At 73.8% G+C, this 19099-nt stretch carries 18 protein-coding genes and 1 tRNA gene; all 19 read right to left on the reverse strand.

Annotated features, from left to right (window positions below; translation table 11 throughout):
* Positions 1-50 precede the first annotated feature (50 nt).
* A complete protein-coding gene (locus Q0840_RS11005) occupies positions 51-1139 on the reverse strand; it encodes a YihY/virulence factor BrkB family protein (protein ID WP_298459513.1) in 1089 nt (362 codons plus the stop codon).
* Between the two features lie 96 nt (positions 1140-1235).
* On the reverse strand, positions 1236-1997 hold the full coding sequence (locus tag Q0840_RS11010; protein WP_298459514.1) for a DUF3618 domain-containing protein: 762 nt from the start codon (positions 1995-1997) through the stop codon (positions 1236-1238).
* Positions 1994-2428 (reverse strand): phage holin family protein, encoded by a 435-nt coding sequence (locus tag Q0840_RS11015; protein ID WP_298459574.1) that lies wholly within the window; start codon positions 2426-2428, stop codon positions 1994-1996. Before Q0840_RS11015 ends, Q0840_RS11010 begins: the two co-directional genes overlap by 4 nt.
* A 38-nt stretch (positions 2429-2466) precedes the next feature.
* Positions 2467-3393: a hypothetical protein gene (locus Q0840_RS11020; RefSeq protein WP_298459515.1), complete on the reverse strand. Its 927-nt coding sequence runs from the start codon at positions 3391-3393 to the stop codon at positions 2467-2469.
* 118 nt (positions 3394-3511) lie between these two features.
* Positions 3512-3754 carry an acyl carrier protein gene (locus Q0840_RS11025; RefSeq protein ID WP_298459516.1) on the reverse strand — a complete coding sequence of 81 codons (243 nt, stop codon included), beginning with the start codon at positions 3752-3754 and terminating at the stop codon, positions 3512-3514.
* 150 nt (positions 3755-3904) lie between these two features.
* Positions 3905-4378, reverse strand: a complete 474-nt coding sequence (locus Q0840_RS19085; protein ID WP_367183108.1) for a hypothetical protein — start codon at positions 4376-4378, stop codon at positions 3905-3907.
* Positions 4324-4812 carry an ATP-binding cassette domain-containing protein gene (locus Q0840_RS11030; protein WP_367183109.1) on the reverse strand — a complete coding sequence of 163 codons (489 nt, stop codon included), beginning with the start codon at positions 4810-4812 and terminating at the stop codon, positions 4324-4326. Before Q0840_RS11030 ends, Q0840_RS19085 begins: the two co-directional genes overlap by 55 nt.
* Entirely contained in the window at positions 4809-5252 is a 444-nt protein-coding gene (locus Q0840_RS11035) for an iron chelate uptake ABC transporter family permease subunit (RefSeq protein WP_298459517.1), read from the reverse strand. Before Q0840_RS11035 ends, Q0840_RS11030 begins: the two co-directional genes overlap by 4 nt.
* Positions 5249-6004 carry a hypothetical protein gene (locus Q0840_RS11040; protein ID WP_298459518.1) on the reverse strand — a complete coding sequence of 252 codons (756 nt, stop codon included), beginning with the start codon at positions 6002-6004 and terminating at the stop codon, positions 5249-5251. The genes Q0840_RS11035 and Q0840_RS11040 overlap by 4 nt, the downstream gene beginning before the upstream one ends.
* Positions 6005-6218: 214 nt before the next feature.
* A tRNA-Leu gene (locus Q0840_RS11045) sits at positions 6219-6292 on the reverse strand.
* A 186-nt stretch (positions 6293-6478) separates the two neighbouring features.
* Complete coding sequence (locus Q0840_RS11050) at positions 6479-7981, reverse strand: NAD(P)/FAD-dependent oxidoreductase (protein WP_298459519.1); 1503 nt, start codon at positions 7979-7981, stop codon at positions 6479-6481.
* Between the two features lie 80 nt (positions 7982-8061).
* Positions 8062-9036 (reverse strand): Ppx/GppA phosphatase family protein, encoded by a 975-nt coding sequence (locus Q0840_RS11055; protein WP_298459520.1) that lies wholly within the window; start codon positions 9034-9036, stop codon positions 8062-8064.
* Positions 9037-9061: 25 nt separating this feature from the next.
* The gene (locus Q0840_RS11060) at positions 9062-9580 is read right to left on the reverse strand and encodes a DUF501 domain-containing protein (protein WP_298459521.1); all 519 of its coding nucleotides are present in this window, start codon (positions 9578-9580) and stop codon (positions 9062-9064) included.
* Between the two features lie 125 nt (positions 9581-9705).
* Positions 9706-10452 (reverse strand): septum formation initiator family protein, encoded by a 747-nt coding sequence (locus tag Q0840_RS11065; RefSeq protein WP_298459522.1) that lies wholly within the window; start codon positions 10450-10452, stop codon positions 9706-9708.
* Between the two features lie 225 nt (positions 10453-10677).
* Entirely contained in the window at positions 10678-11958 is a 1281-nt protein-coding gene (eno, locus tag Q0840_RS11070) for a phosphopyruvate hydratase (RefSeq protein WP_298459523.1), read from the reverse strand.
* A gap of 40 nt (positions 11959-11998) precedes the next feature.
* The gene (locus Q0840_RS11075; protein WP_298459524.1) at positions 11999-13717 is read right to left on the reverse strand and encodes a diguanylate cyclase; all 1719 of its coding nucleotides are present in this window, start codon (positions 13715-13717) and stop codon (positions 11999-12001) included.
* Between the two features lie 84 nt (positions 13718-13801).
* Positions 13802-14554, reverse strand: coding sequence for a MazG family protein (locus Q0840_RS11080; protein WP_298459525.1), 753 nt, complete (start codon positions 14552-14554; stop codon positions 13802-13804).
* On the reverse strand, positions 14551-15066 hold the full coding sequence (locus Q0840_RS11085; RefSeq protein WP_298459526.1) for a hypothetical protein: 516 nt from the start codon (positions 15064-15066) through the stop codon (positions 14551-14553). The genes Q0840_RS11080 and Q0840_RS11085 overlap by 4 nt, the downstream gene beginning before the upstream one ends.
* Positions 15067-15324: 258 nt before the next feature.
* Entirely contained in the window at positions 15325-19002 is a 3678-nt protein-coding gene (gene mfd, locus Q0840_RS11090; RefSeq protein WP_298459527.1) for a transcription-repair coupling factor, read from the reverse strand.
* Positions 19003-19099: the final 97 nt, after the last annotated feature.

Below are 19099 nucleotides of genomic sequence, written 5' to 3' on the forward strand. Positions count from 1 at the left end.
GTGGTGGTACCGGTCCGGACCCGTGGTGGTGCCGGTCGGGGGCCCGGAGGTCAGCGATCCTTCGTGCGGCTCGACTCGCTCTCGCCCTCACCCTGGTGCCGGCCGGCCGAGAGTCGCAGCGCGCGCCCGCGCTTGATGTCCTCGGCCTCCTTCTCCTTGTCCTTCTCGATCTTGCTGGTGTCGCGGGGCGGGAGCTGGATGGTCTCCTCCGCCTCCATGCCGGCCTGCAGCTCGCGGCCACGCTCGAGCTCGGCGTCCAGCTCGGCACCGAACAGCAGCGCGTTGTTCATGATCCACAGCCACAGCAGGAAGATGATCACGCCGGCCAGCGCCCCGTAGGTCGCGCTGTAGCTGCTGAAGTTGGCGACGTAGAAGCCGAACCCGAGCGAGGCGATCACCGCGACGATGATGGCGACGAACGCGCCTACGCTCATCCACCGGAACTTCGGCTGCTGCACGTTCGGCGTCGCGTAGTACAGGATCGCGATCACCAGCGCGACCAGGACGGCCAGCACCGGCCACTTGGCGATCTGCCACACCGTGAGGGCCACGTCGCCGAGGCCGATGGCGTTGCCGATCGCCTCCGCGAGCGGGCCGCTGACCACCAGCGCCAGCGCGACGACCGCGATGATCACGACCGAGACCAGCGTCACCAGCAGCATGATCGGGCGCAGCTTCCAGAACGGGCGCCCCTCCTGGACCTCGTACATGCGGTTCATGGCCCGGCTGAACGCCGTGACGTAGCCCGACGCCGACCACAGGGCACCCAGCAGACCGGTGACCAGACCGAGGCCGGCGGCCGGCGCGGTGGCCAGGTTCTCCACCGTCGTGCGGATCGTCTCGGTGACCTCCAGACCGAGGTCCTCCGCGACCCCGAGCAGCGCATCCGTGGTCTCCTGCGGGTCGCCCACGAGCCCGACCAGCGAGATCACCGCCAGCAGCGCGGGGAACAGGGCGAGCACGCCGTAGTAGGTCAGGGCGGCGGCCAGGTCGGTGCACTGATCACCGAGGAACTCGCGCAGCGTCTTGCGCAGGATGTACTTCCATGACGGCTTCGTCAGGTCTGACAGGTCGTCGGGCTTGCGTGAGTCGTCGGGGTGCGGCGCCTGGGCCTTGTGCTCGTCCGTCTTGCCGGCCATCGGGTTCTCCTGCGTGGTGGTGGTCGAGCGCCGCCGGGGGCGGCAGTGAAGCGCCGCGGGACCGGGACGTGGTCCCGGTCCCGCGGCGTCGGTGGATCAGCCCTGCTGCTCGGACTTGACCCGCTGGGCGGCGTCCGTGGCCTCGCCACGCACCTCCTGGGCGGCGTCGGTGCCCTCCTCCTTGACCGTCTGCGCGGCCTCGGTGGCGGTCTCCTTGAGGTGCTGGACGGCCTCCTGGGCCGGCTCCTTGAGCTCCTGGACCAAGCCCTGGGCCTTGCCCTTGGCCAGGTCACCGAGCGGTTCGGCCTTGTCCTTGACCGCATGGGCGGCGTCGCGCTCACGCTTGGTCGAGGGCAGCAGCGCGGCACCGATCAGCCCGAGCCCGAAGGCCACGAGGCCGGCGGCGAGCGGGTTGCCCTCCGCCTGACGTCGCACGGCGGCCGGAGCACCGGCGGCCGCGCCGCCGGCCGAGTGCGCCTTGTCCGTCGCGGAGTGCAGGGCGCCCGACAGCGCCGACCCCGCCGACGACGCCTTGCCGTGCACCGCGTCGCCGGCCGACGACGCCTTGTCGTGCAGCGCGGAGCCGCCCGACGACGCCGAGCCGTGCGCGGAGTGCCCCGCGGACGACACCTTGTCGTGCAGGGACTCGCCGGCCGAGGCCGCGGAGTCCTTGACGTCCGACACGGTGCCCATGACCTTGTCACGCACGCTGCCCACGACTCCCTTGGCCTTGTCCACCTGGCGGTGGGCGACGTTGCTCGGGTTCACCCTGTCGGTCAGCGCGTCCACGTCGCTGCTCAGCTCGCTGCGCGTGCGCTCGATCTCCTGACGGATCTGCTCCGGGTCGTTGCTGCTCATCGTGCTGCCTCCTCATTGCCCTTCACGGCGTCCGGGATCTTCTTGACGGTGTCCGCCGTCTTCGGCATGCCCCCGACTTCCTTCATCTCCTTCTTGCCCCGCAGCGCCAGGATCGCGGCGACGATGCCCCACAGCGCCGCCACGACGAGCGCGGCCCACGCGAGGTTGTCGAACCAGTAGCCCAGCGCCCACCAGAGCGCGAAGGACAGGAACAGCACGGTCAGGTGGCCGGCGTACCCGGCGCCGGCGAACATGCCCGCGCCCTTGCCCGCCGCCTTGGCGGACTGCGTCGCCTCGGCCTTGGCCAGCGCGACCTCCTGGCGCATCAGCGTCGACAGGTCCTTGCTGACCTCGCCGAAGAGCTCGCCGATCGAGGGCTCGCCGCCGCCCGAGCTGTGGCCGGAGCCGCTGCTCGCAGAGGGCGTGCCCATGGCGGTGGCACCGCCGGTGCCGTAGGGGTCGGGGGTCGTCATGCCGTCCCCCCGAATCCACCGGTCGTGCGCGGCGCGTCGGGCGTGCCCACGTCCGAGGTGCCGGTCCCGTACGCCGACGTGGCGGGAGCCGTGTAGGTGTCCGTGGTCGGCGCGCTGTACGCGTCCGTCGTCGGGGCGCTGTAGGTGTCGGTCGTCGCGGTGGCGTACGTGCCGGTGGTGTACCCGGCGGTGCCTGCACCGGCGTAGCCGCCCGACCCCTGGTCCGCGGTGCCGGCGTCGTCGGAGGCGTCGTCCCTGAGGCTGCGCGCGAGGCGACCCACGACCAGGCCGGTGCCGGCCGCGATCGCCAGGAACAGACCCGGCTTGCGGCGGGCGAAGTCGGTGACCTCCGAGAGCAGCTCGGCCGGCTCCTTGTCCTCGAACCAGGAGGCGACGGAGTCCACCGCGCCGGCGGCCTGGTTCGCGACGTTCGCCGCGACGCCCTTGTTCTCGGACGACTCGGCCATCGCGCTCAGCTCGCTGCTGACCGACCGGATCGCGTTGGCGACGTTGGACTTCTGGCTCCCGGCCTGGGAGGTGAGCTGGCTGCGCGCCTGCTGGAGCACGTCCTTGGCCTGCTTGCGCGCCTCGTCGGCGACGTGCGCGGCCTCCTGCTTGGCGGTGCCGGCGACCCGGCCGCCGGCCTCGGCGGCGGTCTGCTTCACACCCTGGGCCTCGCCCTGGACCTGGTCCTTGACCTGACCGGCCTTCTCCTTGGCCTGGCCGACCTTCTCCTTGGCGGCGGAGTCGCTGCCGGAGTCGTCGGCGACGTGCTGGCCCTGGTAGGTCGTCGTGCCGAGCGTGCCGGTCTCGTAGGTGCCCGAGCCGGCCGGGTACGACGGCGGCATCGTGTCGTCGAGGTCGCCCGTAGTCGGGACGGTCCCCGGGGGGCGGGTGGACGGGTTGTCGTAGCTGTCGGTCATGTTCTTGCCCTTCGGTGGAGTGCTGGTCTGCTGGCAGCCGTCTGGGTGCACCGCCCGACGCGGTCGGCGTCGTGACGTGCGGCGGGTGGGGAGGGGGTGCGGCCTGGGCCGCGGGGGCTCAGGTGAGAGCCGGCCCCGAGTCCCCCGACCCGGACAGCCCGCGCAGGAACTCGTGGCACTTCTGCGCGCGCTCGGAGTCCTGAGCCATCACCTGCTCGAAGAAGGCCGCGATGTCCTCATGTCCCGCGGTGCGGGCGTCGCGGACGTACTGGCCGTAGTCGTGGCCCGCCTTGAGCGAGTGGTACTGCAGAGAGATCAGGTCGAAGCTGACGTCGTCGAATCCGGTCTCGCCGGTTGCCATCGCAGACACCTTCCTGTTCGAGTTCTCCCCCGCGTGGCATGCGGGGAAGGGCGCTGCCACGACCGCCGTCCGCATCGCTCCGGTCGGCCTCCCCGATCGCATCGACGCCCGCACCATGCCCCGGGGTGCCGGCTCCTCGCTCGGTGACGCCTACCCGGATCTGCGGTCCGGACGGTGAGCCGTGGCTCGACCTGTTTTGAGCATATGGAACCGGGCAGGTCCCGCAACCGGAGGAAAACCGCAGGTGGCGGCCGTGTGGCCGGTCGGTCTCGGCCGCGGCGTCTGCCTCGCGCGAGAGGCCTGGGTGTAGTACACGCCGATCGGACGGCCGTCGATCCGGTGCACGGCGACGTCGATGTCGTACACGTCGCGCATCACCTCGGCCGTCATGATCGCCCCCGGAGCACCCTGGTGGACGACGACGCCGTCGCGCATCGCGACCACGTGGTCGGAGTAGCACGCCGCGACGTTGATGTCGTGCAGCACCAGCACGACGGTCTCGCCGAGCTCGTCGGCGGTACGTCGCATGAGCCGCATCATCGCGACCGCGTGCTTGATGTCCAGGTTGCTCAGCGGCTCGTCGAGCAGGACGTAGCCGGTGTCCTGGCACAGCACCATCGCCACGAAGGCAGCTGCCGCTGGCCGCCGGACAGCTCGTCGAGCAACCGGCCGGACGTCGGCTCCAGGTCCAGGTACGCCAGGGCGCGGGCGACGTGCTCGAGGTCGGCGGAGGTCGGCCGGCCCTTGCTGTCGGGGTAGCGGCCGAACGACACCAGGTCGTGCACGGTCAGCCGAGAGCCCAGGTGGTTGTCCTGCCGCAGGACGGACAACCGCCGGGCCAGCAGGTCGCCGGGGGTCCGGGTCACGTCGAGCCCGTCGACCGTCACCGTGCCGGCGTCGAGCGGAGGCAGGCGGCTCACCAGTGACAGCAGCGGCGACTTGCCGGCGCCGTTGGGCCCGATGATCGAGGTGACCCCACCGCGGGGCAGGCGCAGGTCGACGCCGTCGACGCCGGTGGCGGGCCCGTACCGCTTGGTCGCACCCGAGACCTCGATCATCGCCCCGCCCCGCGCAGCAGCAGCACGAGGAACGCGATGCCGCCGAGGAACTCCACGACCACGCCGGTGCTCGAGTCCAGCCCGAGCACACGCTCGAGGACCACCTGACCGCCGACCAGGCACAGCACACCGAGCAGCACCGCGGCGGGCAGCACCGCGCGGTGGCGGTGCGTGCGCACCAGCAGGTGCGCGAGGTTCGCCACCAGCAGCCCGAAGAAGGTCACCGGCCCGACCAGGGCGGTGGACACCGACACCAGCACCGCGACGACGACGACGGTCTGCACCCGGCGCTGGTGGTCCACCCCGAGGCCGATCGCCCTCTCGCGACCCAGCGCCGGCACGTCGACCGTGTGCGAGATCCGCCGCGCGACCAGCGAGACCGCCCCGACCTCGACCAAGTCGTCCCGCCCGAGGCGCCGGCGCCGGAGCCGGCGGGTCACCCGGCGGACGGTGGCCCGAGCTGGAGACGGACCTGGCCGACCCGGCGCAGGAGGTCGCCCACGAGGGTGCAGGCGACCCACATGATGGCGCCGAGCTCGAGGAGCTCCTCCACCAGCACCAGGGACAGGTACGCGACGCCGTGCTGCAGCCCCTGCGTCTCCAGGACGGCCTCGACCATCTCCAGCCCGGCGGCGCCCGCGACGAACAGCAGACCCGCCAGGATCAGGTTGCGCCGGGTGCGGGTGTCCAGGCTGCGCAGGAAGCCGACCTGGACCAGGAGGAACACGAGCCCGAACAGCAGCGCGGGGATGACCCAGGCGTAGTAGAGCGGCCCCCCGCCGGTCCCCAGCACCTGCCGGACCGGGGTGGAGAAGCGCTCGTGGATGGCGGCGACCTCGTCGAGCGACATGAGCGCGAACAGGGCCGCGAGCCCGTACCAGTTCGGTGCCCACCGGCTGCCCTCCCGGCGCGCGAGCCGCGCGCCGATCGTGGCGAGGATCGCGCACAGCGCGTGCACCATCGACGTGACCCAGGTGCCGACGCTGGTCTCCTGGACCAGGCTGAGCACGCTCAGGTGCCCGACCACGTCGGACCACAGCATCGCGACCAGGTGGCCCGCCGCCAGCACCGCCAGGACCACGACGAACAGGCGCGCCAGCCGCCCGGTCAGCGTGGGGGCCACCACGATCTCCCGCCGGGGTGGCGACGGCACGGCCTGGGCGCGGGTCGGGGCGGGGGACTGCGGGTCCATGGGTTTCCTCCGGGCAGAGCGGACCGGACTGCTCCCGGGCCTCGAGCCGGATCAGGCTGCCACGCGCCGCGGGCGTTCCCGCGGCGTCCGCCGGGACGTCACCCGACCGGCGCGCAGATTTCACCCCCGAGCCGGGCGTGGGCGTGGGCTCGCCGGGACACCGGAGGGTGTTCGGACCGCCGTCGACGACGTCGACCGTCGCCGCCCGCGCCGGTGCCCCCGACAGGGTTCGAACCTGCACTGGGCCGGGTTTAAGCCGGCTGCCTCTGCCGATTGGGCTACGGGGGCCTGCCCCGCGGGCAGGGCCCCATCGTGCCAGCCCGCCCCGCCCGTCGGCGTGGGCGCCGCGTCCACCGGGTGGGCGCGGCGTCCCCCGGGTCGTCGTGCGGCGGGCATGCGCGAGGCCCCGCCGGTGGACCGGCGGGGCCTCGGGTCACAGCTGGGCGCGACTCCTCACGGAGCTGCGCCGACGGGTCACTTGTCCCAGTTGCTGGCGTCCTTGGACGGGGCCTTGCCCTGCTCGACGGAGACGTCCGGCGCGGTGCCCTGGTCCTTGGCGGTGGGTGGGGCGGCCTCGGCCTGCTCGGGCTTGACCTTGGGCGGCTCGGAGGCGCTGCGGAACTCCGCCCGCGGATCGTGCAGCGACCCGAGCGCGACGACCTCGCGGCGGAACAGCAGGGAGCCGGTCCAGCCGGCCGCGATGCGCACCTTGCGGTTGAGCGTCGGCATGGCCATCACGTGGTAGCTGCGGTGCAGCACCCACGCCGGGAAGCCGCGGACCTTGATCGTGCCGAACATCTGCGCGACGCCCTTGTACATGCCCAGGGACGCCACGGCTCCGATGTTCTTGTGCTTGTAGTCGGTCGGCGTCGAGCTGCGCAGCACCTTGGCGAGGTTGTCGCCGATGTGATTGCCCTCGCGCAGCGCGTGCTGGGCGTTCGGTGGGCAGAACTTGCCCGGGTTGACCAGGTCGGGGACCGCGGCGCAGTCCCCGGCGGCCCAGGCGTCGGGGACGATCGTCCCGTCCTCCTCGGCGATCTGCAGGGTGGGCAGGCAGATGACCCGACCCATCTTGTCCAGCGGCAGGTCCGAGTTCTTCAGCACCGGGTTCGCCTTGACGCCCGCGGTCCAGATGATCGTGTCCGAGTCGAACTCCGTCTTGTCCGACAGGACGACGTGGCCCCCGGTGCAGGAGTTGAGGAACGTCGACAGGTGCACCTCGATGTTGCGCTTGCGCAGCTGCTCGAGCGTGTACCCGCCGAGCTCCTCGCTGACCTCCGGCAGGATGCGCGGCGAGCCCTCGACGAGCACGAACCGCAGGTCCTCCGGCGCGATCGAGTCGTAGTAGCCGACGGCGGCACGGGCCATGTCCTCGAGCTCGGCGAGCGCCTCGACGCCGGCGAACCCGCCCCCGACGAAGGTGAAGGTCAGCAGCCGCTTGCGGGTCTCGGGGTCCCACGTCGACGACGCGACGTCGATCCGGTTGAGCACGTGGTTGCGGACCGCGACGGCTTCCTCGACGTTCTTGAAGCCGATCGCCTCCTCCGCCAGCCCCGGGATCGGCAGGGTCCGGGCCACCGAGCCCAGGCCGACGATGAGGTGGTCGTAGGTGATCCAGTACGGGTCGCCCTCCTCGGGCGTGATCTGCACGGTGCGCTCGGCGTGCTTGATCTCCGAGACGTGGCCCTGCAGCACGTCGACGCCCTTGAGCGCCCGGCGGTGCGGGGCGACGACGTTGCGCGGGTCGATCGACCCGGCCGCCGTCTCGGGCAGGAACGGGGCGTACGTCATGTACGGCCGCGGGTCGACGACGACGATCGCCGCGTCCTGCTTGCCCAGCCGCTTGCGCAGGCGCCGCGCGGAGTACAGGCCGACCGTGCCGCCACCGAGGATGACGATGCGCGGGACCTTGCGAGGCCGGGGACCCGTCGCGCTCTTCGAGGCAGCGTCACCCGGGGTGGAGACAGTCGTGGTCATACCCCGAACGGTAGCCTGCCCGCGTAGGACCTTCATCCCGGTACCGGTGATACCGGCCACACCCCCGGGTCGGTCCGGCCCTAGCCGTCCACCTGGCGCCCGGCGGCGTCCGCCGCGCTGAGCGCGATGCCGTCGAGGATGTCGTGCTCGGACGTGACCACCTCGGTGAGCCGGCCGCCGGCCTTCGCGACCTCGCCCTGCACGCGCGCGATGACGTCGGACCACACCAGCGCGCCGGCGCCGATGACGTCGACCCGGCCGGGGTGCATGAACGGCAGCGCGGCCCGCTCGGCGCGCGTGCGGCCGAGCAGGTCCGCGCACGCGGTCAGCACGGTGTCGACACCGAGCACCGCCCCGTGGATCCGTCCCGGGTCGTAGCCGGGCAGCCGCTGCGCGTGGGCGGTCACCGTGGTGACCGAGCCGGCCACCCCGATCAGGGTCGCGGTGCGGCCGAGCGGCACCTCGGCGGCCGCGGCGTCCAGCGCCGCCCGGACGTCGGCGGTGGCGGCGGCGGCCTGCGCGGGCGACGGCGGGTCGTCGTGCAGATGGCGCTCGGTCAGGCGGACGCACCCGACGTCCATCGAGACCATCGAGTCCGGCGAGGAGCTGCCCAGGACGAGCTCGGTGGACCCGCCGCCGATGTCGACCACCAGGAACGGTCCCGGGTGCCGGCCCGCCAGCACGCTGGTGGCGCCGCGGAACGACAGCGACGCCTCCTCGTGGCCACCGACCACCTCGGGCTCGATGCCGAGGATCGCACGCACGCCGTCGACGAAGTCGGCCCGGTTCTCCGCGTCACGCGAGGCCGAGGTGGCGACGAACCGGACCCGCTCGACGCCGAGGCGCTCGCAGGTGTCGGCGTAGTCCCGGGTGGCGGCCAGCGTCCGCTCGAGCGCCTCGGGGGCCAGCCGACCGGTGCGGTCCACGCCCTGCCCGAGCCGGACGACCTCCATCCGGCGGTCCAGGTCCGTCAGCGTCCCGGCGCCGGGGTCGACGTCCGCGACCAGGAGGCGGATGGAGTTGGTCCCGCAGTCGATGGCAGCCACGCGTGTCATGACGCCAGCCTGCCATCCGGCACGGTCAGCAGCTGCAGCGGTCGGGGCGCCAGGTGTCGCGGATGAGCGCGAGCGCCTCGTCGCCCAGCGGGTTCACCCCGGGGCCGGCCGCAAGCGCGTGGCCGACCAGCACGTGCAGGCACTTCACCCGGGTCGGCATCCCCCCGGCGGAGATGCCGGCGATCTCCTCGACGTGACCGAGCTGCTCACGCTGGGCGAGGTAGTGCTCGTGCGCGCGCGCGTAGCGGGCCGCGAGCTCGGCGTCGTCGGCCAGGCGGGCGGTCCACTCCTTCATCAGGCCGCCGGCCTCGAGCGTGCTCACGGCGGCGACCGCGCCGGGAGCGGTGAGGTAGTACGTCGTGGGGAACGGGGTGCCGTCGTCCAGGCGTGGCGCGGTGCGCACCACCAGCGGGCGGCCGCACACGCAGCGCGCGGCGATGCCGACGACGCCGCGCGGGACCCGGCCGAGCTGCTCGGTCAGGGTGTCCAGGTCGCGCTGGACGACGGTCTCGCCCGTCGCGTACGGCTGTGGGGGGTCGATCACGGGAATCCGTCCGTCGTGGGCCCGCCCCGAGGGCGGGCGTGGTGGTGGTGCTGCGCGCCGGTCGTCACCCCTGCGGGGGGGCGCCGGTGCGCGTCGTCGGAGGCCCGGTGGGGCGACCGACGGGGTCAGGGTGCCGGCAGGTCCGCCGGGGTGCCGGTCGTGGGCTCCACCGCGGGGTCGACGCCGGACCCGTCCTCCGCGACCTGCGCCTCACCCGCCATCCGGACCGACTCCCAGATGGTGGTGTACCAGGGCGTCGTGGTGCCCTCGGGGACGAGCGCCGGACCGACCCCCGCCTCCGGCACCGCGGGCGCCGTCGGGTCGGGGACGACCTGGGGGTCCACGACGCGGTAGGACGTCTCCCCCGGCCGGACGAAGGCCAGCCTGCCGCGCGCCTGGGCCGCGACGTAGGCGGGGTCGTCCCATCGCTCGAGCTCCGCCCGCAGCTCCTCGGTCCGGTCGCGTGCCGTGGCCAGCTCCGATGCGAGCTGGCGGTTCTCGGCCTGCTGGGCCAGGTGCGCGCGCACGGTCGGGAAGAGCAGCACGAACGCCAGCAGCAGCACGACGAAGAGCACCATCGCGCGGACCGTGAACATCCGCGGCAGCCGGCTGGCCGGCTCGTGGGCGGCGCCGGCGACGCCGCGGACCGGCGCACCGGCCGACCCCCGCGAGGCCGGGCCGGTCGAGGCGGCACGGCCACCCGATCGCCCCGCCGCGCCCCGCGACGGACGCGCGCCGGGCCGACCGGACGACGCCCGGCCGGTGACCGGCCGGCCGCCGCGCGGGGTCGGCACCCCACGGGCCGCCGCCGTCGTCCCCGAGGTCTGCTCCCGGGCGCCCGCGTGCGGTGAGCTCGGGCGGCGGGGGGACATGGGGTCGATTCTGCCTTCCGTCGGGCGGTTCGGGCCGCAGCCCCCGGTCTTCGACGTGTCCTGCCCGCCGCCGGGCTCGACCGCCGGCACGCCCGAGCCCGGCGACCCCACGGATCGCCGGGCTCGGGTGGGCCACACGCGGACGGGCCGCGGTCGGTCAGGCGCCGGGCCCGCTCAGGCGCCCGGCCCGCTCAGGCGCCAGGCCCGATCAGGCGCCGGGCCCGATCAGGCGCCGTGGCGCGGGAACGCGCTGCGCCCGGCGTAGCGGCCGGCGTCGTCCAGCTCCTCCTCGATGCGCAGCAGCTGGTTGTACTTGTTGATGCGCTCGCCACGGGCCGGCGCGCCGGTCTTGATCTGGCCCGCGTTCGTCGCGACGGACAGGTCCGCGATCGTGACGTCCTCGGTCTCGCCGGAGCGGTGCGACACCATCGCGGTGAACCCGTTGCGCTGGGCGAGGGTCACCGCGTCGAGCGTCTCGGTCAGCGTGCCGATCTGGTTCAGCTTGACCAGCAGCGAGTTCGCCGCCTTGGACTCGATGCCCTTGGCCAGGCGGGTCGGGTTGGTGACGAACAGGTCGTCGCCGACGATCTGCACGCGGCCGCCGATCGTGGCCACGAGCTGGCTCCAGCTGTCCCACTCGTCCTCGGAGAGCGGGTCCTCGATGGAGATCAGCGGGTAGTCGCTGACCAGCTGCTCGTAGTAGGCGAGCATCTCGTCCGGCGAGGTCGCCTTGCCCTCGAACCGGTAGGCGCCGTCGGCGAAGAACTCGGTCGCGGCGACGTCGAGCGCCAGGCCGACGTCCTGGCCGGGGGTGAAGCCGGCCTTCTCGATGGCGACCAGGATGAGGTCGAGCGCGGCGCGGTTGCTGGACAGGTTGGGCGCGAAGCCGCCCTCGTCGCCCAGGCCGGTGGCCAGGCCCTCGGACTTCAGCACCGACTTCAGCGAGTGGTAGATCTCCGCGCCGGTGCGCAGCGCCTCGCGGAAGGACGTGGCGCCGATCGGGGCGACCATGAACTCCTGGATGTCGACGTTGGAGTCGGCGTGCGACCCACCGTTGAGGATGTTCATCATCGGCACCGGCAGCACGTGCGCGTTGGGCCCGCCGACGTAGCGGAACAGCGGCAGGTCGGCCGAGTCGGCCGCGGCCTTGGCCACGGCCAGCGACACGCCGAGGATCGCGTTGGCGCCGAGCTTGGCCTTGTTCGGCGTGCCGTCGAGGTCGATGAGCGCGGCGTCGACGAGGCGCTGCTCGGTCGCCTCGAAGCCGATCAGCTCGGGCGCGATGTCGTCGATGACGGCGTTGACCGCGTCCTCGACCCCCTTGCCGAGGTACCGGGACTTGTCGCCGTCCCGGCGCTCGACGGCCTCGAACGCGCCCGTGGACGCGCCGGACGGGACCGCTGCTCGGGCGATGGTGCCGTCGTCGAGGGCGACCTCGACCTCCACGGTGGGGTTGCCGCGCGAGTCGAGGATCTCGCGGGCGCCTACGGCCTCGATGCTGGCCATGAAAGCTCCTTCGGGCGTCTGGGGGGTATGCCACCTCAGACTAGTGCTGATCGGCGACCCGGTCCGGGGACGTCCGGCCCGCGCCGGACCCCGTCGGCTGCGCCGCCGCCAGCCCGGGCGCCTGCTCGCCGCCCGACGGCCGCCTCGGCGCGGGCACCGTCGGGTGCTGGGCGAGCACGCGGTTGCGGCCGGTGGCCTTGGCCTCGTACAGCGACAGGTCCGCGGCGTGGAACAGCTGCGCCGCGGTGGCCCCCGACGCCGGGTAGGTCGCCACCCCGCCGCTGACGGTGCACGGCACGACGGCGTCCCCCACGGCGATCCCGCGGTCCTCGACGTCCCGGCGCACCTGCTCGGCGAACGCGAGCCCGGCGGCGAGGTCGGCGCCCGGCAGGGCGACGAAGAACTCCTCACCGCCCCAGCGCGCCACGAGCGCCCCGGGCGGGGCGGCGGCGGCGATGCGGCCGGCCGCCTCGACCAGGACGGCGTCGCCGGCCAGGTGGCCGTGGTGGTCGTTGATGCGCTTGAACCGGTCGATGTCGAGCAGCACGACGCTCAACGGCCGGGCGGCGTCCCGGGCCCGGGCGAGCAGGACCTCCAGCCGCTGGACCATGTACCGGCGGTTGTGCAGCCCGGTCAGGCTGTCCCGCGACGCCTGCTCCTCGAGGTCGGCACGCAGCCGCTCGATGGTCGCGAGCTGCTGGGTGAGCTGGGCGTTGGCCTCCTCCAGGCGCCGGCTCTGCGCCTTGACCTCCGTCACGTCCCGGATCACCAGCACGCTGCCCAGTGGGCGTCCCTTGCGGCCGACGAGTGCGGAGCTGCGCACGTGCAGCTCCGCGGGCCGACCGTCCAGGGTGACCCGGACCTCCGTGGCGCCGTCGTCGGTCGTGGACATGGCGCCGACCAGGTCGCGCGCCACCGCACCGACGAGGTCAACGTCGCGCCCGGGGTGCAGCCGCCGCACGAGCCGGACGCCGGCCGGGTTGGCGTCGATCACCCGACCCGCGGGGCCGACGGCGATGATCGCGTCGCTGATGTGCTCGAGGATGAGCCCGCGGGCGACCGGGGTGAACGTGATGAGGTCCTGCCGGAACACCGACCAGGCGATGATGACGCCGGTGACGGACAGGCCGATCGGCGTGGGGTCGACGTCCAGCGGCAGCCCGTCGAACAGGTTGACGATGTTGGCCGCGGCCGGGACGAGCACCGCGACGAGCATGCTGAGCCGCTGCGCTCGGAACGGCGCCGGCGCCGTCCACCAGGCATGCGCGACCATGACGATGCCCACGAGCATCACGGTGTAGCTGTAGGCGGAGTGCACCCAGAAGAACGGCCCGTACGTCCAGCCGGCGGAGCCGGTGAGCTCGGCCGCTCCGGCCCCCCGGTACACGAGCTGGTGCGCGGGGTTGGTGGCTGCGAGCAGCGACACGACGGCGGGCTCGGCCGCGAGCGCGAGCACGAGGCGCCGCGACGGCGCCCACGGTGGCCGGGCCAGGCAGCCGGCCAGGCACGCGAACGCGATCACGGCCACGCCGAGGCCGGGGAAGACGGCGAGCCACCCGACGGCCGAGACCGTCTCGTCGACGGCGGCGACGCCGACGGCATCGGCCAGCGACCACCAGCAGGCCCCGAGCATGGCGGCCACCAGTGCCGCGGCGACCGCGGGGTTGCTGGCGCGTCGACGCCAGGTCACCGTGGCGACGACCGCGAAGACGACGGCGGCGCACGCGTACGCGAGGCCCGCGGGGTCGGCCCGGAACATGCTCGGCCCCCCGTCCTGCCGCTCCCCCGCGGGTCAGGGCCGCGGTTGCGCTCCCCATCGGCCGGTGCGGGCGCCCGATGAGGGTCAGCCCGTCTCGAGCGCCCGGATCGTGGCCTCCGCCGTGCGTGACGCGGCGCGCAGGGCAGCCTCCGCGTCGACCCCCGCAGCCCCCGCCTCGGCCACCAGCCGCAGCAGCCGGGCACCGATCCGAGCCGCCGCGGCCTCGCCGGCCGGCCCGTCCGCCGACCGGGCGGTGTGCTGGTCGGCGACCCGGTCGACGTCGACCACCAGACCGGCGCGCTCGGCGCGCGCGAGCACCTTGGCGGCGCGCGACAGCGCGCCCTGGGCGAGCGGGACGCCGTCGAGCACGGAGGTCCGGGCCTTCTCCGCCTTCTTGATCCGGTCCCAGCGGACGTGCAGGTCCCCGCCGGCGTCCTCGCCGCCGGCCCCGTGGGTGTCGTCGGCGGCGCTGTCGGCGGCGAACACGTGCGGGTGGCGCCGGACGAGCTTGGCGGTCAGCCCGTCGGCGACGTCGTCCAGGTCGAACGGGTCGGTCGGGTGCTCCTGGGCGACGCGGGCGTGGAAGACGACCTGCAGCAGGACGTCGCCGAGCTCCTCGCGCATCTCGACCCGGTCGTCGTTCTCGATCGCCTCGGCGAGCTCGTGCGACTCCTCGAGCAGGTACGGCACCAGCGAGCGGTGCGACTGCCGGGCGTCCCAGGGGCAACCGCCCGGCGATCGGAGGGTGTCCATGACCTCGACCAGCCGGCGCACCCCCGCGCCGTCACCGGCCGCACCGGCAGCGGCCACCTGGGGACCGACCGCGTCGGGCGTCACGCCGGGTCGGGAGCGACGAGCCACGGACGGTCGGCCGGCAGTATCCCGCCCTCGGCGAAGTCCAGCCGGCCGTACCGCGGGTTGACCTCGACGTCGAGGTCGAGGAGCTCGTCGTTGAGCTGGGCCACGACCCGCTCGGCGTCCGGGAGCTGCTGCAGCTGCTGCTGGAGCAGGGTGAACCGCGCCACCGACAGCGCGCCGTCACTGAAGTCGCCCGGGGCGGCGCCGTCCGTCCCCTGGCCGGCCTGGGCACCCCGGGAGAGGTTGTCGAGGACCTCGCGGGCCTGCTGGTCGGAGACCGTGATGCCGCTCTGGGCGGCGACCCGCTCGAAGGTCGGCTCGGCGACGAGGATGACCAGGATCGCGGCCGGGGTGGCGTCCTGCAGGTACGGCCCGAGCTCGGCGGTCGCGGCGTCCAGCTCGGCGACCGGGATGGTTCGACCCTCCACCAGGGCGGCGGCACCGCTCTGCTGGGTGCACCCGCCGGCCACCAGCGCCGCGAGGGCCACCACGCCCGCGGCTGCGCGCCGCCGTACCGAAGACCGCACCGTCACTGCCGGGCGCACCGTCACCGCAGACCTCCACGTGCTCGCCATCGCGTCGTCGTCGACCGCTGCACATGCTAGGCCGCACGGGGCCGACGACGGGCCGGGCCGCGCGGCGCACCGGCGCGGCGTGCGCCGACGGCACCGACGGGGCCGTGCCGGTACCCGACGGAACGTGACCGTGGCCACCGGCGGTCGAGGCGGTGGCGCCGCCCCGGCCGCGGGTCAGCGCGCGGCCGCTGCGGTCCCCACCGCCGCCGCGGTCGCGACGTCGCCGACGATCACCGCGTCGACCAGCTGACGGGCCCACGCGAGCACGTCCGCGCCGTGCAGGGGCTTGCCGCCGATCCGCGCCGTCGTCGGGAACGGGACCAGGATGGTGCGCAGCGCCGGCTTCTGGACGGTGCCCGGGTACAGGCGCTTGAGCCGCAGCTGGGCGGACTCCGGCAGCTCCACCGGGGCCAGCCGGACGAACTTGCCCTGCGCGGTGACGTCGGTCAGGCCTGCCGCGCGTGCGGCGTTGCGGAACCCGGCGACCGCGAACAGGTTCTCCACGACCTCCGGCACGGGGCCGTACCGGTCGACGAGCTCGGCCCGGACGCCCGCGATGTCGTCCGCGGAACCCGCTCCCGCGATCTTGCGGTACGCCTCCAGGCGCAGCCGCTCGTGCGCGATGTAGTCGTGCGGGATGTGCGCGTCGACCGGCAGCTCGATGGTGACCTCGGGCGCCTCGGGCTCGCTGTCACCACGGAACGAGGCGACCGCCTCGCCGACCATCCGGATGTAGAGGTCGAACCCGACCCCGGCGATGTGCCCGGACTGCTCACCGCCCAGCAGGTTCCCGGCGCCGCGGATCTCGAGGTCCTTCATGGCGATCTGGATGCCGGACCCCAGGTCGGTGTGCGCCGCCATGGTCGCGAGCCGGTCGTGCGCGGTCTCGGTGAGCGGTCGCTCGGGCGGGTACAGGAAGTAGGCGTACGCCCGCTCACGCCCGCGCCCGACCCGACCGCGCAGCTGGTGCAGCTGGGACAGGCCCAGCACGTCGGCGCGCTCGAGGATGAGGGTGTTGGCGTTGGAGATGTCCAGGCCGGTCTCGACGATCGTCGTGCAGACGAGGACGTCGAACTTCTTCTCCCAGAAGTCCGCGATGACCTGCTCGAGCGTGTGCTCGTTCATCTTCCCGTGCGCGACGGCGACCCGGGCCTCGGGCACGAGCTCGTGCAGCCGGGCCGCGGTGCGCTCGATGGACTCCACCTTGTTGTGGACGTAGAAGACCTGGCCCTCGCGCAGGAGCTCGCGCCGGACCGCGGCGGTGATCTGCTTCTCGTCGTACGCGCCGACGAACGTCAGGACGGGGTGGCGCTCCTCCGGCGGGGTGGCCAGGGTGGACATCTCCCGGATGCCGGTGACGGCCATCTCCAGGGTGCGCGGGATCGGCGTCGCGCTCATCGCGAGCACGTCGACGTTGGTCCGCAGCTGCTTGAGCGTCTCCTTGTGCTCGACGCCGAAGCGCTGCTCCTCGTCGACGATCACCAGGCCGAGGTCCTTGAACCGCACCTCGCCGGTGATCAGCCGGTGGGTGCCGATGACGACGTCGACGCTGCCGTCGGCGAGACCGGCGACGACCTCCTTGGCCTCGGCGTCGGTCTGGAAGCGGGACAGCGAGCGGACCGTCACCGGGAACGGCGCGTACCGCTCGGTGAACGTGTCCAGGTGCTGCTGGACCAGCAGCGTCGTCGGGACCAGGACGGCGACCTGCTTGCCGTCCTGAACCGCCTTGAAGGCGGCACGGATCGCGATCTCCGTCTTGCCGTAGCCGACGTCGCCGCACACGAGCCGGTCCATCGGGACCGACTTCTCCATGTCCGCCTTGACCTCCTCGATGGTGGCGAGCTGGTCGGGCGTCTCGACGTAGGCGAAGGCGTCCTCGAGCTCGCGCTGCCACGGGGTGTCGGGGCCGAAGGCGTGCCCGGCCGTGGCCATCCGCGCGGAGTACAGCCGGATGAGCTCACCGGCGATCTCCTTGATCGCCTTGCGGGCGCGGCCCTTGGTCTTGGCCCAGTCCCCGCCGCCCATCTTGTTCAGCGACGGCGACTCGCCTCCGGAGTACTTGGTGACCTGGTCGAGCTGGTCGGTCGGCACGAACAGCCGGTCGCCCGGCTGCCCGCGCTTGGACGACGCGTACTCGATGACCATGTACTCGCGAGTGGCGGCGTTGGCCCCGGCGCCCAGGGTGCGCTGGACCAGCTCGACGAACTTGCCGACGCCGTGCTGCTCGTGCACGACGAAGTCCCCGGTGCGCAGCTGCAGCGGGTCGACGACGTTGCGGCGCCGCGACGGCATCCGGCGCATGTCCTTCGTGGAGGCGCCCGCGCGGCCGGTCAGGTCCGACTCGGAGAACACCGCCAGGCGCAGGTCCGGCGAGACGAACCCCGGCCCGACCGGGGCCGGGGTCACCAGCACCACGCCGCCGTCGGGCTCGGCGCCGATCTCGCCGACCAGCCGGGCCGGGACGTCGGCGGCGACGAGCTGCTCGACCATCCGCCGGGCGGGCCCGTGACCCTCGGTGGTCAGCACCAGCCGCCACCCGTCGCGCTGCAGAGCGCGCACGTCGGTGACGGCGCGCTCGACGTCGCCGCGGTAGCCCTCGACGTCGCGCGCGGCGAGCGTGAGGGTCGTCGCCTCGTCGTCGTCGGTGTGCCGGGCGTCGCCGACGGTGCCGGTCGCGTCGTCGTCGGCGTCGGACGGCGCCATGCCGAACGCGCTCAGCGTCCACCAGCCCAGCCCGCGCCGGGCGGCGATGTGCCGGACGTCGGCGAAGGTCGCAAACGAGGCGGCCCGCAGGTCCAGCGGGGTCTGGCCGCCCGCTGCGGCCGAGGTCCAGGCCGCGGCGAGGAACTCCTCGGTGGTCGCGACCAGGTCGTGGGCACGGCGGCGGACGCGCTCGGGGTCCGCGACGACCAGGAGCGCGTCCGCGCGGACGAGCTCCAGGACCGGCACCATCGAGTCGACCAGCGCCGGGGCGAGGGACTCCATGCCCTCCACGGCGATGCCCTGGGCCAGGCGGTCGAGCATCTCCGCGGCGCCGGGCAGCTGCTCGGCGAGCTCGGCGGCGCGGGCACGCACGGCCTCGGTGAGCAGGATCTCCCGGCACGGCGGCGCCCACACGCCGTGGTTGGCGACCTCGAGGGAGCGCTGGTCGGCGACGGCGAACCAGCGCACCTCCTCGACCTGGTCGCCCCAGAACTCCACCCGCAGCGGGTGGTCCTCGGTGGGCGGGAACACGTCGAGGATCCCGCCGCGGACCGCGAACTCCCCGCGCCGCTCGACCATGTCCACCCGCGCGTAGGCGGCGGCGGACAGGCGCTCGGCGACCGCCTCGAGGTCCGCCGTGTCACCCACGTTGAGCTCGACCGGCTCCAGCTCGCCCAGGCCCGCGACGACCGGCTGCAGCAGCGCCCGCACCGGCATGACGAGCACACGGATGGGCCCCGTGTGCCCCGCGGTCTCGGCAGGGTGGGCCAGGCGCCGGAACACCGCGAGCCGCCGGGCCACGGTGTCGCTGCGCGGGGACAGCCGCTCGTGCGGCAGCGTCTCCCACGCCGGCAGCACCGCGACGTCGTCCTCGGGCAGGTAGCAGCGCAGCGAGCCGGCCAGGTCGTCGGCGTCCCGCCCGGTCGCGGTGACCACCACGAGCGGACGGGCCGGCGTGCTCGACGTCGCTGTGCCCGACGGCGGCGCGTCCCCCGCGTGCGACTGGGCGCCGGCCATCGCGGCCAGCAGCGGCGGGCGGGCGCCGGCGGGCGCGACGACGTCGACCAGGCCGCGGGCACCGACCAGCGAGACCGCCTCGGCGGCGGCCGGGTCGGCGAGGAGGGCGGGGAGCAGACCGGAGAGGTTCATGCGCGTGGGACCACTGTCTCTGGGGAAGCGAGGGGGGCGCCGGACGTCCCGGCGCAGCAGGAACGACCCAGATCCGTGCGGATCCGGGGTGCAGACC

It is taken from the genome of uncultured Cellulomonas sp. (assembly GCF_947494015.1).
GTDB lineage: Bacteria > Actinomycetota > Actinomycetes > Actinomycetales > Cellulomonadaceae > Pengzhenrongella.